The sequence below is a fragment of the Nocardioides thalensis genome (assembly GCF_013410655.1).
GTDB classification, from domain to species: Bacteria; Actinomycetota; Actinomycetes; order Propionibacteriales; family Nocardioidaceae; genus Nocardioides; species Nocardioides thalensis.
Map to the genome: position 1 here is coordinate 2,121,502 of NZ_JACCFP010000001.1, position 13,401 is coordinate 2,134,902.

Sequence of the window (13,401 nt, forward strand, 5' to 3'; positions counted from 1 at the left end):
GACTGTAGGACCGACCGCCGACAGCGCCGGATAGCCTCGGTGGCATGTCCGGAGCCGACCCGTCGCCTCGCCGCCGCACCCCGGTGCCGCCCGGCACGTTCCGGATCGGCAGCATCGCCGGCAGCGACGTGCTCGTCTCCTCGTCGTGGTTCCTCGTCGCGGCGCTGATCGCGTTCGTGATGGCGCCCGTCGTCGACGAGCGGCAGCCCGGCCTCGGCGGCTGGAAGTACGTCGTGGGCGTGCTGTTCGCGGTGGTGCTCTACCTGGCCGTGCTCCTGCACGAGGCCTCCCACGCGCTCGTGGCGCGCCGCTACGGGTTCCAGGTGCAGTCCATCACCCTGCACTTCCTCGGCGGCGTGACCGCGATCCGCGGGGAGGCGCGCACGCCGCGCCAGGAGTTCTGGATCGCGGTCGTCGGGCCGCTCACGTCGCTCGGCGTGGGCGCGGCGGCGGTGGCGGTCCTGTTCGTGATCCCCGACCGCAGCCTGCTGTCGCTGACCGTCGAGGGCCTGGCCGGCGCCAACCTGCTGATCGGCGTCCTCAACCTGGTGCCCGGCCTGCCGCTCGACGGCGGCCGGGTGCTGAAGGCCGCGGTCTGGGGCATCACCGGTCGCAGCACCAGCGGCACCATCGCCGCCGGGTGGGGCGGCCGGGTCGCCGCGGTGGGCGTGGTCGCGTTCCCGTTCGTGCAGCCCGCCGTGCTCGGCACCGAGCCCAACCTGCTCGACGTCGCGCTCTGCGCCCTGATCGCGGCGTTCCTGTGGGGCGGTGCGTCGAGCGCGATCGCCACGGCCCGGATCCAGGGCCGGCTCGAGGAGGTCCGCGCACGCGACCTCGCGCGCCGCACCCTCGCCGTACCCGACGACCTGCCGCTGGCCGAGGCCGTGCGCCGGGCGCACGAGGCGGGGGCCGGGAGCATCGTCACCGTCACCTCCGACGGCCGACCCGTCGGCGTGGTCAACGAAGCGGCGGTGCGGGCGACGCCTGCCGACCGGCAGCCGTGGGTCGCGGTCTCGGCGGTGGCCCGGACGCTCGACCCCGGGCTCCGGCTGCCGGTGTCGATCACCGGCGCCGAGCTGGTCGACGCGATCCGCGCCACGCCCGCCAGCGAGTACCTGCTGCTCGACGAGAGCGGGGGCGTGTTCGGCGTGCTCGCGACGTCCGACGTCGAGAAGGCGGTCCGCGCCGCCAGGTGAGGGCCTGCCCGGTGCCCTCGATAGGGTGCCTCGGTGATGGATGACCAGTTGAACGACGTCGCGCCGGAGGCCTGGTCGGGCGTCCACCGCGGCCCGCTCCGCGAGGGCGAGTGGGTCCGGTTGGTCGACGGCAAGGGCCGCAAGCACAACTTCGAGCTGGTCGCCGGCAAGCGCTTCTTCTCCAACAAGGGGCACCTCGACCACGACGAGCTGATCGGCCGCGAGGAGGGCTTCACGGTCACCTCCTCGGCGGGTGGCGAGTACCTCGTGTTCCGGCCGCTGCTGTCGGAGTTCGTCGTCTCGATGCCGCGTGGCGCCGCCGTCGTCTACCCCAAGGACTCCGCTCAGATCGTCGCGATGGCCGACATCTTCCCCGGGGCGCACGTCGTCGAGGCCGGCGTCGGCTCCGGCGCGCTCACCTGCTCGCTGCTGCGCGCCGTCGGCCCCCACGGCCGGGTGTCGTCCTACGAGCGGCGCGAGGAGTTCGCCGACGTGGCGCGCCGCAACGTCGAGCAGTTCTTCGGTACGGCGGGCGGGAGCACCCATCCCGCGTGGCGGCTCACCGTCGGCGACCTCGCCGAGGAGCTGCCGCGGGCGGGGGAGCGCTGCGACCGGATCATCCTCGACATGCTCGCGCCGTGGGACTGCCTCGACGCGGCGGCCGACGCGCTGCTGCCCGGCGGCATCGTCTGCGCGTACGTCGCCACCACGACCCAGCTGTCGCGCTTCGTCGAGACCGTCCGCGCCCACGGCGGGTTCACCGAGCCGCACGCCTGGGAGTCGCTGGTCCGCGACTGGCACCTCGAGGGCCTGGCCGTGCGTCCCGACCACAAGATGATGGGCCACACCGCGTTCCTCGTGACCGCCCGCCGGATGGCACCGGGGGAGCGCGCCCCGCTGAAGAAGCGGCGGCCGGCGCCCGGCGCCTACGGACGCGACTACTCCGGGCCGCGGCCCGCGAACGGCGTACCTCCCGTCGACGAGGAAGCCGAAGCAACAGAAACGTGATGGCCGCCCCTCGGCGTTGCGCTCCCACCTCACACGCTTCCGAGTAATGTCGGAAGCCCAGAGCAGGGAGGTGTGTGCCGATGTCGAGCATGGGTGACGGTGCCTCGGGTTCGCCGAGCCGCGAGGAGCTCCAGGAGCAAGTCCACTACCTCGAGTCGGAGGTGCACGACCTCCGGTTCCGGCTGGCCGAAGCGCCCGGCGGGCAGGCGCGCGCGCTCGAGCTCCGGCTCTCCGACGCGCAGCGCTCCCTCGCCTCGGTCACCGCGCAGAACGAGCGGCTCGCCAGCACCCTCCGCGAGGCGCGCGAGCAGATCCTCAAGCTGAAGGAGGAGGTCGACCGGCTGGCCCAGCCGCCCGCCGGCTTCGGCACGTTCCTCCAGCGCAACGACGACGACACGGTCGACATCCACACCGGTGGTCGCAAGCTGCGGGTGAGCGTCAGCCCCAACGTCGACCTCGACACCCTGCGCCGCGGCCAGGAGGTCATGCTCAACGAGGCGCTCAACGTGGTCGCGGCGTTCGACTACGAGACGGTGGGCGAGGTCGTCATGTTCAAGGAGCTGCTCGCCGACGGCGAGCGGGTCCTGGTGATCGCCAACGCCGACGAGGAGCGCGTCGTTCGGCTCGCCGAGCCGCTGGTCGGCCAGCCGCTGCGTGCCGGTGACTCCCTCCTGCTCGACGCGCGCGCCGGCTACGTCTACGAGCGGGTCCCGAAGTCGGAGGTCGAGGAGCTCGTCCTCGAAGAGGTCCCCGACATCACCTACGAGACGATCGGCGGCCTCGGCAACCAGATCGAGATGATCCAGGACGCCGTCGAGCTGCCCTACCTCTATCCCGACCTGTTCGCCGAGCACGAGCTCAAGCCGCCGAAAGGCATCCTGCTCTACGGCCCGCCGGGCTGCGGCAAGACGCTGATCGCCAAGGCCGTCGCCAACTCGCTGGCCAAGAAGGTCGCGGCGAAGACGGGCTCCGAGGGCAAGTCCTACTTCCTCAACATCAAGGGCCCCGAGCTGCTCAACAAGTACGTCGGCGAGACCGAGCGCCACATCCGCCTGGTCTTCCAGCGCGCCCGCGAGAAGGCGTCGACCGGAACGCCGGTCATCGTGTTCTTCGACGAGATGGACTCGCTGTTCAGGACCCGCGGCTCCGGCGTCTCCTCCGACGTCGAGAACACGATCGTCCCGCAGCTGCTCAGCGAGATCGACGGCGTGGAGCTGCTCGAGAACGTGCTCGTGATCGGCGCGTCCAACCGCGAGGACATGATCGACCCGGCGATCCTGCGCCCGGGCCGGCTCGACGTGAAGATCAAGATCGAGCGTCCCGACGCCGAGGCCGCGCGCGACATCTTCAGCAAGTACCTCACGCCCAACCTGCCGCTGCACGCCGACGACCTCCGCGAGTTCGGCGGCGACCGTGCCGACTGCGCCGCGGGCATGATCCGGGCCGCGGTGGAGCGGATGTACACCGAGACCGAGGAGAACCGCTTCCTGGAGGTCACCTACGCCAACGGTGACAAGGAGGTCCTCTACTTCAAGGACTTCAACTCCGGCGCGATGATCCAGAACATCGTCGACCGCGCGAAGAAGATGGCCATCAAGGACTTCCTCGAGCACGACCAGAAGGGTCTGCGGGTCTCGCACCTGCTCCAGGCCTGCGTCGACGAGTTCAAGGAGAACGAGGACCTGCCCAACACGACCAACCCCGACGACTGGGCGCGGATCTCGGGCAAGAAGGGCGAGCGGATCGTGTTCATCCGCACGCTCATCACCGGCAAGCAGGGCACCGAGCCCGGCCGCTCGATCGACACCGTCTCGAACACCGGGCAGTACCTGTAGGCCGCGCGTCCGGGGACCCGCGCACGTGGCGGGTCCCCGGAGCGTGGTCAGCCCGTGGCCTCGATCAGCAGGTTGTACGGCGCCCGCGCCGCGACGCGTGCGTCGGTGAACCCCGCGTCGCGGAACACCTCGAGCAGCCGCGCCGGTCCCGCCTGCGCACCGAGCGCCGCGCCACCCTGCGCGATGCTGTTGGGCACGCACAGGCACGAGCTCGCCGCGAAGTAGGTGAGGGCGACCGGGCTGCCGACCGCCTCCTCCAGCGTGTCGGCGGCGGCGGGCTCGACGGCGAAGATCCGTCCTCCCGGGGCGAGGTGACGCCGGGCGTGCTGGAGGGCACCGACCGGGTCGCCGAGGTCGTGGAGGGAGTCGAAGAAGCAGATCAGGTCGTACTCCCCGTCGTAGGACGTCGCGTCGGCGACCCGGAAGCCGACCCGGTCGCCCACGCCGGCCTCGGCGGCGGCAGCGACGGCCCGCCGGACGGACTCGTCGTGGTAGTCCACGCCGGTGAAGGTCGACCGCGGGAACGCCCCGGCCATCACGATGTCGGCCGTCCCGAGGCCGCACCCGACGTCGAGCACGCGCAGGCCGGCCCCGAGCGACTCCTCGAGCCCCTCGACGGCCGGGATCCACTCCTGGACGAGGGTGCTCCGGTACTGGGTGCCGAAGAACCGGTCGACGCCCGCGTAGAGACGGGCGTCGTGCTCGTGCCAGCCGACGCCCTCGCCGGTCGCGTAGGCGTGGGCGAGCTGGTCGGCAGCGGCCCACACGGCCGAGATCACCTCGAAGCCGGCGATGCCGGAGGCGGGCGTGTCCTCGTCGGCGAGGACCAGCGCCTTCTCGACCGGCAGGGCGAAGGAGCCGCTGGCGGCGTCGTAGTCGACGTAGCCGATCGCGGCCTGGGTCGAGAGCCACTCGCGGAGGTAGCGCTCGGAGAGGCCGCACCGCTCGGCGAGCTCCGCGGAGGTGAACCGGGCGCCGGCGGCGAGCGCACGCCAGATGCCGAGGCGGTCGCCGAGGTAGACGAGCACGCCGTTGTAGGCGGCCGCGCGGTCGATCGCGACCTTGGTCGCGAAGGCCTCGAGCGCCTCGAGGTCGGGCGCCGTCGCGTCGATGGTGGTGGTCATGGGACTTCCCTTCGGTGCAGCCGCACCCGGCGGGTGCGGTCGTGGGACCACCGTCGCGACCGGTCCTCGCACCGCGCTGTCATCGCCGCCCCGCCGACCTCGGCGCCGTGACAGGGCCGTGACAGCGGATCCGCTGAGCCTGGGTGCATGAGGACCGAGGAACTGCCCACGACGATCCCGATCGGCGCCGACGAGGTCGGGCTGCTCGGCACCGTGCTCACCGTGTGGGCGCACCCCGACGACGAGACCTATCTCGCCGGCGGGCTGCTGGCGGCGCTCGCTGACGCCGGACAGCGTGCCGTCTGCGTCACCGCGACCAGGGGAGAGGCGGCGGACCCGGGTGCGACGCCCGGCGAGCGCGCCGCGCTGGGACGGACCCGGACCGAGGAGCTGCACCGCGCGCTCGCCGGCCTCGGCGTCACCGAGCACCACTGGCTCGACCTCCCCGACGGGCGGTGCGCCGAGATCGACCCGGCCGTCCCGGTCGCCTGCCTGCGCGCGGTGCTCGACGAGGTGCGCCCGGACACGGTCGTGGCGTTCGGCCCCGACGGCGTCACCGGCCATCCCGACCACCGCGCCGTCGCCGGCTGGGTGGTCGACGCGCTGGCGGGCTGGTCCGGCAGGCCCACGCTCCTGCACCCGGTCGTGCTGGCCGAGAACGTGGGGCGCGACCGCGCGCTGGACGAGGACTTCGGGGTCTACGAGCTCGGGCGCCCGCGGGTGTGCTCGATGGCCGAGGTGACCGTCCACCTCGACCTCGCCGGGCCGCTGCTCGACCGCAAGGTCGCGGCTCTGGCCGCGCAGGCCTCGCAGACGGCCGGGCTGGTGGCTGCGGTCGGACCGGACCGCTTCCGCGAGTGGGTGCGCTTCGAGACCCTCGCGGTACCCCTGGAGTAGTGGAAATCCGGTGTCGGTCGCCCTCCGGCTCGGGCATCGTGACCGTGTGTCCGAGCACGAGCCGTCTCTCCCCGCACTGCGCGTCGACGTGCTCGGCCCGCTGGCACTCCGGGTGGGACCGGCTCCGGTCGCCGTGCCCGGCGGCCGGCGGCGGGCGCTGCTCGCGGTGCTGGCCCTGGACGCCGGCCGAGCGGTCGGCGCCGAGAGGCTCATCGACGCCCTGTGGCCCGAGGATCCACCCGACAACGCCGTGCAGGCGCTCTACAACCACGTCTCCCGGCTGCGTGGTCACCTCGGGCCGCTCGCCGGGCGGATCCAGCGGAGCGGTTCGGGCTACGCGCTCCGGCTCGAGCCGGAGGAGCTCGACGTCGACGAGGCCCGCAGTCTCGCCGCCGAGGTCGGGAACGCCGCCCGCACGCCGGCGGAGAGGGTCGCCCTCGCCCGGAGCGCCCTGGCACTGTGGCGTGGTCCCGCGCTCGAGGAGTTCCGGGCCGTCCCGGCCCTGGAGGTGCAGTCGGTGGCGCTCGACGAGCTCCGCCTCCGGCTTGTCGACGACCTGATCGCGGCCCGCCTCGCGGCCGGCGAGCCCGACGTGGTCGCGGATGCGGCGCGTGCCGCCGCGGCAGAGCCGCTGCGCGAGTCCACCGCGGTCCTCCACGTCCGTTCCCTCGCCGCGGACGGCCGGACCTCGGACGCCATGGCCGCGGCGCGGGCGTTCCGGCGGAGGCTGGCGGAGGAGACCGGGCTCGACCCGGGCCCCGCCTTCGCCGACCTCGAGCAGGCCGTCGCCACCGGCGCCCTCGGCGCACCCCTCCGATCGGGACAGGTGGGCGCGTCACTCGTCCGCCGCCCCCTGCCCAGCCCCGACGTCCCCCTCGTCGGGCGGCAGCACGAGCGGGCCGAGGTGGTCCGCCTGCTGGCGGGCCACCGACTGGTCACGATCGCCGGGCCGGGCGGGGTCGGCAAGACCTCGCTCGCCCTCGACGTCGCCGCTGGCCCGGGCGACGACGCGGACGTCGCGGTCGTGGACCTAGCGGCGGTCGACCGCGCCGAGCGCCTGTGCCAGGCGGTCGCCAGCTCCCTCGGGCTGCGCCTCGACGGCGAGATCGGGCCGGCGGACGTCGCCCGCGGGATCGGCGACCGGCCGATGCTTCTCGTTCTCGACAACTGCGAGCACGTCGCCGAGGCCTGCCGGAGCCTCGCGGACGCGATCACGCGCACGACTGCAGCGGTCCGCGTGCTCGCCACCTCCCGGGCGCCCCTCCACGCGCCGGGGGAGTACGTCGTCCGCCTCCAGCCGCTGCCCGTCCCGCGGGACGCCGGGGACCTCGACGCCTTCCGGCGGCAGCCGGGTGTGCGCGCGTTCGTCGAGCACGCCCGCCGCCGCGCCCCCGGCTACGAGGTCACCGCGGCCGACGCCGACCACCTGGTGGAGGTGCTGCACCGGCTCGACGGGCTGCCGCTCGGGATCGAGCTCGCCGCCCGCCAGGTCGCCGTCATGCCGTTGAGCGACGTGCGCGACCGCCTCGACCGCGCTCTCGACCTCGCCACCGGCGAGGCCCGGGCGGGAGACGGGCGCCAGGGCACGCTGCGGGCGACCATCGCGTCGTCGTACCGCCTCCTGGCCGAGAGCGACCGTGCGCTCCTGCGGGCGCTGGCGCCGTTCCCGGGCGGGGCCGACCTCGACACCCTGGAGGCGGTCGCGGCCGACGTGCGCGTGCCGGGGGACCCCGTGGACGCGGTGCACCGGCTCGTCGACGCGTCGCTCCTTGTCGCCGACCCCGCAGGCGGGCGGTTCCGGCTGCTGTTCACCGTGCGCGCGTTCCTGCACGACGAGCTGCGCGAGCGCGGCGACCTAGCCACGGCCGAGACCAGGTTCCTCGACCGGTGCCTCGCGATCGCGCGTGACGTCGGGGTGCGCATCCTCGGGCAGGAGGAAGCCGCCATGGACCGGCGGCTGCGCACCGAGCTCGACAACCTGCGGGCCGCCCGCGACCTCGCGCGGGCCCACGGGCGTGACGACGTCCGCATCGGCCTCACCCTCGCGCTCGACGAGGGCTGCATCTGGCGCGACCTGCGGGAGCCCTGGACCTGGGCGTTGGAGCTGGCCGCGGATCCCGGTCTCGACGGGCACCCGGACCAGGCCCAGGTGCTCGGTGCGGCCGCCGAGGCGGCCCGGCTGACCGGGGAGCTCGACCTGGCGCAGGAGCTGGCGGAGCGCGCCATGGAGGTGGCGGGCGCCGACCCCGCGCCGGCACGGGTGAGCGGGGCGCTGCGCGCCCTCGGGTCGGTCGCGCACTTCCGCGGCGACTTCGACCGCGCGCGGGACCTCTGGGAGCGCTCGGGCCAGGGACGCGAGGTCGAGTCGGGCGCGTGGCTGGCGTCGGCCGCACTCGCGGCGTCGTACGGCGGGCACGCGGAGCAGGCGCGGCGGATGCTCGACCGCGCCAACGAGCTGATCGCTCGCAACCGCTGCGGCTCCCACCTCGCCTTCGCGGCCTACGTCGAGGGGGAGCTGAGAGCGGCGACGGACCCGGCCGCCGCGGTGTCGTTCTACGAGGACGCGATCGTGACGTCGAGGTCGGCGGGCACGGCGTTCGTGGCCGGGGTCGCCGGCGTCGCGCTGGCCTCGGCCCACACCCGGCTCGGCGACACGCGCCGCGCGGCGACGGGCTTCGCCGACCTGCTGGACACGTGGCGGCGCAGCGGGCACACCACGCAGCTGTGGACGACCGCCCGCAACGCGGCCGGACTCCTCGTGGACGCCGGGCGGCACCGCACGGCGGCGCTGGTCCTCGTCGTGGCCGGGCGACAGCCGGGCGCCGCCGCGGTCGACGACACCATCGCCCGCACCAGCGGCCGCGTCTACGTGCCGGTGGAGGACGTGCTGCCGCCCGGCGAGCTCGACCTGGTCCGTGAGGAGGCCGCGCGGACCGACCCCGGACGGGTGATCGACCTGCTCCGCCACGAGCTCGCCGACCTGGCGGCCGCGCCCGGAGCGGACGCGTAGCGTCAGGCGCCGCGCAGGTACCACGCGCGGAACACGTGGTAGACCCCGTAGCAGGCGAGCCCGATCGCGACGACGAGCAGCAGCCACGGTCCGTAGGGCTCGTCCCGCAGGCGCACGATCGCCTGGTCGAGACCACCGGACTTGTCGGCGTCGTGGGTGAGCCCGGCCCACACGAAGAGTCCGCCGACCACGCCGAAGGCGGCTGCCCGGGTGACGTAGCCGGTGCGGGCGAGCGCCGTCACCAGGCTGCCGACGGTGCCGGTCTGCCCGTCGACCTCGAGGTCCTTGCGCCAGCGCCCGCTGAGGCCCTTGTAGGCACTGCCCAGGCCGACGCCGACGATCGCCACGCCGAGGGCGACCACCAGCGCGGGGCCCAGCGGCATCGACATCAGGTCCGCCGTCAGCCCGTCGCTGCCGCCGCCCCCGGAGTCGCCGAGCGCGGTCATCACGGCGAGCACCGCGAGCACGGCGAACACCGTCCCGCGCCCGGCCGAGGCCGCGCGGGCGCCCCAGCGCCGTACGCCCTCGTCGGACCGGTGGCCGCCGACCGCCTGGCACGCCTCCCACACGGCCAGGGCCGCCAGGCCGCCGGCGGCGAGCCAGAGGGACACGGCGCCCAGCGGCTGCTCGGCGATCTCGTGCAGCGCGCCCTGCCCCGACGCGCCGCCCTCCCGGTCGCCGAGTGCCAAGTGCCCCGCGAGCCACCCCACGAGCGCGTAGACGACGCCGTAGGCCGCCATCCCGAAGCGCGCCGGCCACTCGAGCGCGGGATGGTCCCGGGCTTCGCGCGCATCGGCGGCTGCGGTCATGGGCTCCTCCTTGGTGCTCTGTCACTACCCAGCGGGCGCAGGAGCATCCACGCCGTAGTCTGGACGCATGAGTGTGCGCCGAGTGATGGGCACCGAGGTCGAGTACGGCATCTCGGTCCAGGGACAGCCGACGGCCAACCCCATGGTCGCGTCGTCCCAGGTCGTCAACGCCTACGCCTCGGCGACGGTCCGCGCGCGGCGCGCCCGCTGGGACTTCGAGGAGGAGTCGCCGCTGCGCGACGCCCGCGGGTTCGACATGTCCCGCCAGATCGCCGACCCGACCCAGCTCACCGACGAGGACCTCGGCCTCGCCAACGTGATCCTCACCAACGGCGCCCGCTTGTACGTCGACCACGCGCACCCGGAGTACTCCACGCCGGAGGTGGTGACGCCCCTCGACGCCGTCCGCTGGGACAAGGCGGGGGAGCTGGTGATGCTCGACGCCGCCAAGCTGGCCACGCAGCTGCCGGGCAACCCGTCGATCGTGCTCTACAAGAACAACACCGACAACAAGGGCGCGTCCTACGGCGCCCACGAGAACTACCTGATGCGGCGGTCGACGCCGTTCGCCGACATCGTCCGGCACCTCACGCCGTTCTTCGTCAGCCGTCAGGTGATCACCGGCGCCGGTCGCGTCGGCCGGGGCCAGGACGGCCGCGACGAGGGCTTCCAGATCAGCCAGCGCGCCGACTTCTTCGAGGTCGAGGTGGGGCTCGAGACGACGCTCAAGCGCCCGATCATCAACACCCGCGACGAGCCGCACGCCGACCCGGAGAAGTACCGCCGGCTGCACGTCATCATCGGCGACGCCAACCTGTCGGAGATCTCCACCTACCTCAAGATCGGCACCACCTCCCTGGTGCTGGCGATGATCGAGGACCGGTTCATCGGCCGCGACCTCACGGTCGACACGCCGGTGTCGTCGCTCCGCGCGCTCTCGCACGACCCGGGCCTCCAGCAGACGGTGACGCTCGCCGACGGCAGGAAGCTGACCGGCGTACAGCTCCAGCTCGAGTACCTCGACCTCGCCAAGAAGTACGTCGAGGACCGCCTCGGCACCGACGCCGACGAGCAGACGCTCGACGTGCTGGCACGGTGGGAGGACGTGCTCGACCGGCTCGAGCGCGACCCGATGTCCCTGGCCGATCAGCTCGACTGGGTCGCCAAGCTCAAGCTGCTCGAGCAGTACCGCTCCCGCGACGGCCTGGCCTGGGACGACGCCAAGCTCCAGCTCATCGACTACCAGTACTCCGACATCCGCCCGGAGAAGGGCCTCTACCACCGGCTGGTCAAGGCCGGCCGGATGCAGCGGCTGCTCACCGACGACGTGGTCGAGGCGGCGATGCACGAGCCGCCGGTCGAGACCCGCGCCTACTTCCGGGGCCGCTGCCTGGACAAGTACGCCGCCCACGTCGCCGCCGCGTCGTGGGACTCGGTGATCTTCGACCTGCCGGGCCGGGAGTCGCTCCAGCGGGTGCCGACGATCGACCCGCTGCGTGGCAGCAAGGCGCACGTGGGCCATCTCATCGACGAATCCGAGACCGCCGCCGAGCTGGTCGCTGCCCTGAGTCGGTAGGGGTCGGTAGGGTTCAGTCATGGCCCAGGAGCAGAAGCAGCCTCGCAAGTCCTCCGAGGAGGTCGAGGAGACCGAGGTCGCGCCCGAGGAGGGCGTGGCCGAGCGCAAGGAGGCGCTCGACGACGACGTCGACGCGATCCTCGACGAGATCGACGACGTCCTCGAGTCCAACGCCGAGGACTTCGTGAAGTCCTTCATCCAGAAGGGTGGCGAGTGACCGACGCGCGCATCCCGGCGGCCTTCCTGCAGCCGGGCACCTCCTCCTTCAGCGACTTCCTCACCGAGCACAAGCCCGACCTCCTCCCGGCACGCAAGTCGCTGCCCGCCGGCGCGGTGCAGTCGGGTGCCGACATCGCCCCGCACGGCACCACGATCGTGGCGGCGACGTTCCCCGGCGGCCTGGTGATGGCCGGTGACCGCCGCGCGACGATGGGCAACGTCATCGCGCAGCGCGACATCGAGAAGGTCTTCCCGGCCGACGAGTACTCCGTGGTCGGCATCGCCGGCACGGCAGGGCTCGCGGTCGAGATGGTCCGCCTGTTCCAGGTCGAGCTCGAGCACTACGAGAAGATCGAGGGCTCGGTGCTCTCGCTCGACGGCAAGGCCAACCGGCTCTCGGCGCTGATCCGCGCCAACCTCGGCATGGCCATGCAGGGCCTCGCCGTGGTGCCGATGTTCGCCGGCTTCGACCTCGACCGCGGGATCGGCCGGATCTTCGGCTACGACGTCACGGGCGGCCGCCACGAGGAGACCTCGTTCTTCAGCGTCGGCTCCGGCTCGCTCTTCGCCCGCGGTGCGCTCAAGAAGCTCTACCGGGACGACCTGACGCCCGAGGAGGCCGTGAGCGCCTGCCTCCAGGCCCTCTACGACGCGGCCGACGACGACTCCGCCACGGGCGGGCCCGACCTCACCCGCCGCATCTTCCCGGTCGTCTGGGTGGTCACCGCCGACGGCGGCGCTCGCCTGACCGACGAGGAGGTGGCCGCGATCGCCGACCGGGTGGTCGGCGGCCGGATGGTGCGTCCCGACGGTCCGTTGGCCCCGCTGACCGGCCCGACGAGCGGGGAGGAGGCCTGAGATGAGCACTCCGTTCTACGTCTCGCCCGAGCAGCTCATGAAGGACCGGGCCGACTTCGCCCGGAAGGGCATCGCGCGCGGTCGGTCCCTCGTGGCCGTCCAGTACGCCGACGGCGTCCTGATGGTCACCGAGAACCCGTCGCAGGCGCTGCACAAGGTCTCCGAGATCTACGACCGGATCGCGTTCGCCGCGGTGGGCCGCTACAACGAGTTCGAGAACCTGCGCATCGCGGGCGTGCGGCTGGCCGACATGCGCGGCTACGCCTACGACCGCCGCGACGTCACCGGACGCGGGCTCGCCAACGCCTACGCCCAGACCCTCGGCACGATCTTCTCCAGTGGCGGCGAGAAGCCCTACGAGGTGGAGATCTTCGTCGCCGAGATCGGCGACACCCCCGAGGCCGACCAGATCTACCGGCTGACCTACGAGGGCCGGGTCGGCGACGAGCACGGGTTCGCGGTCATGGGCGGCGACGCCGAGACCGTCGCCGGCTATCTCCAGGAGCACTACCGCGAGGGCTGCTCGCTCGACGACGCGCTCCGCGTCGCGGTGGCCGCCCTGGGTCACAGCACGAGCGAGGACCGGGTCATCCCCGTCACCGACCTCGAGGTGGCGGTCCTCGACCGCACCCGGGTGCAGCCGCGCAAGTTCGCGCGCATCCGGCCCGCCCGGCTCGAGGAGCTCCTCGGCGAGCGCGGCCCGGCTGAGCACGCGCCGCCGGTGCCGGAGGACGGCGACCCGGGTTCGGCCTCGACCGCGCCGTCGACCGACGCGCCCGACGACCCGACCGACCAGGTCAGCGGCGACGTACCCCCGCTGGAGGACCCGGGCAGCGGAGAGCCCCCGGTGGCGCCGCCGCTCTGACGGG

Annotated in this window: 11 protein-coding genes; 9 read left to right on the forward strand and 2 right to left on the reverse strand. The window is 73.4% G+C overall.

Features of this window, described 5'->3' with window-relative positions; all coding sequences use genetic code 11:
* The first annotated feature begins 44 nt into the window (after nucleotides 1-44).
* The 3 genes from HNR19_RS10465 to arc all read left to right on the forward strand — a co-directional run bounded on the left by HNR19_RS10465 (nucleotide 45) and on the right by arc (nucleotide 4,039).
* Complete coding sequence (locus tag HNR19_RS10465) at nucleotides 45-1,196, forward strand: site-2 protease family protein (RefSeq protein ID WP_179667866.1); 1,152 nt, start codon at nucleotides 45-47, stop codon at nucleotides 1,194-1,196.
* 36 nt (nucleotides 1,197-1,232) lie between these two features.
* Nucleotides 1,233-2,204, forward strand: coding sequence for a tRNA (adenine-N1)-methyltransferase (locus HNR19_RS10470; RefSeq protein ID WP_179667867.1), 972 nt, complete (start codon nucleotides 1,233-1,235; stop codon nucleotides 2,202-2,204).
* A gap of 89 nt (nucleotides 2,205-2,293) precedes the next feature.
* Entirely contained in the window at nucleotides 2,294-4,039 is a 1,746-nt protein-coding gene (arc, locus tag HNR19_RS10475) for a proteasome ATPase (RefSeq protein ID WP_425490730.1), read from the forward strand.
* 47 nt (nucleotides 4,040-4,086) lie between these two features.
* On the opposite strand, the gene HNR19_RS10480 is transcribed toward arc, so the two are convergent.
* Nucleotides 4,087-5,163: a class I SAM-dependent methyltransferase gene (locus HNR19_RS10480; protein WP_179667869.1), complete on the reverse strand. Its 1,077-nt coding sequence runs from the start codon at nucleotides 5,161-5,163 to the stop codon at nucleotides 4,087-4,089.
* A gap of 147 nt (nucleotides 5,164-5,310) precedes the next feature.
* Here HNR19_RS10480 and HNR19_RS10485 point away from each other — a divergent pair, with 147 nt between their 5' ends.
* Entirely contained in the window at nucleotides 5,311-6,060 is a 750-nt protein-coding gene (locus HNR19_RS10485; protein WP_179667870.1) for a PIG-L deacetylase family protein, read from the forward strand.
* Nucleotides 6,061-6,106: 46 nt separating this feature from the next.
* Nucleotides 6,107-9,070, forward strand: a complete 2,964-nt coding sequence (locus HNR19_RS10490; protein ID WP_179667871.1) for a BTAD domain-containing putative transcriptional regulator — start codon at nucleotides 6,107-6,109, stop codon at nucleotides 9,068-9,070.
* A gap of 2 nt (nucleotides 9,071-9,072) precedes the next feature.
* Here HNR19_RS10490 and HNR19_RS10495 read toward each other — a convergent pair whose 3' ends face one another.
* On the reverse strand, nucleotides 9,073-9,879 hold the full coding sequence (locus HNR19_RS10495; protein WP_179667872.1) for a DUF1206 domain-containing protein: 807 nt from the start codon (nucleotides 9,877-9,879) through the stop codon (nucleotides 9,073-9,075).
* 67 nt (nucleotides 9,880-9,946) lie between these two features.
* On the opposite strand from HNR19_RS10495, the gene dop reads away from it, so the two are divergent.
* From dop to prcA, 4 genes are read left to right on the forward strand one after another with little or no spacing between them, the layout of a single operon-like run.
* On the forward strand, nucleotides 9,947-11,455 hold the full coding sequence (gene dop, locus HNR19_RS10500; protein ID WP_179667873.1) for a depupylase/deamidase Dop: 1,509 nt from the start codon (nucleotides 9,947-9,949) through the stop codon (nucleotides 11,453-11,455).
* Between the two features lie 19 nt (nucleotides 11,456-11,474).
* Nucleotides 11,475-11,672 carry a ubiquitin-like protein Pup gene (locus tag HNR19_RS10505; protein WP_179667874.1) on the forward strand — a complete coding sequence of 66 codons (198 nt, stop codon included), beginning with the start codon at nucleotides 11,475-11,477 and terminating at the stop codon, nucleotides 11,670-11,672.
* Nucleotides 11,669-12,532 (forward strand): proteasome subunit beta, encoded by an 864-nt coding sequence (prcB, locus tag HNR19_RS10510; protein WP_179667875.1) that lies wholly within the window; start codon nucleotides 11,669-11,671, stop codon nucleotides 12,530-12,532. The genes HNR19_RS10505 and prcB overlap by 4 nt, the downstream gene beginning before the upstream one ends.
* 1 nt (nucleotide 12,533) lies before the next feature.
* The gene (gene prcA / locus HNR19_RS10515) at nucleotides 12,534-13,397 is read left to right on the forward strand and encodes a proteasome subunit alpha (RefSeq protein ID WP_179667876.1); all 864 of its coding nucleotides are present in this window, start codon (nucleotides 12,534-12,536) and stop codon (nucleotides 13,395-13,397) included.
* Nucleotides 13,398-13,401: the final 4 nt, after the last annotated feature.

What these genes read in the sequence shown, in the direction of transcription:
- arc (WP_425490730.1), top strand. Translation starts at nt 2,294, where the DNA reads ATGGGTGACGGTGCCTCGGGTTCGCCGAGCCGCGAGGAGCTCCAGGAG.
- HNR19_RS10485 (WP_179667870.1), top strand. Translation starts at nt 5,311, where the DNA reads ATGAGGACCGAGGAACTGCCCACGACGATCCCGATCGGCGCCGACGAG.
- dop (WP_179667873.1), top strand. Translation starts at nt 9,947, where the DNA reads ATGAGTGTGCGCCGAGTGATGGGCACCGAGGTCGAGTACGGCATCTCG.
- HNR19_RS10495 (WP_179667872.1), bottom strand. Translation starts at nt 9,879, where the DNA reads ATGACCGCAGCCGCCGATGCGCGCGAAGCCCGGGACCATCCCGCGCTC.
- HNR19_RS10465 (WP_179667866.1), top strand. Translation starts at nt 45, where the DNA reads ATGTCCGGAGCCGACCCGTCGCCTCGCCGCCGCACCCCGGTGCCGCCC.
- prcA (WP_179667876.1), top strand. Translation starts at nt 12,534, where the DNA reads ATGAGCACTCCGTTCTACGTCTCGCCCGAGCAGCTCATGAAGGACCGG.
- HNR19_RS10505 (WP_179667874.1), top strand. Translation starts at nt 11,475, where the DNA reads ATGGCCCAGGAGCAGAAGCAGCCTCGCAAGTCCTCCGAGGAGGTCGAG.
- HNR19_RS10470 (WP_179667867.1), top strand. Translation starts at nt 1,233, where the DNA reads ATGGATGACCAGTTGAACGACGTCGCGCCGGAGGCCTGGTCGGGCGTC.
- HNR19_RS10480 (WP_179667869.1), bottom strand. Translation starts at nt 5,163, where the DNA reads ATGACCACCACCATCGACGCGACGGCGCCCGACCTCGAGGCGCTCGAG.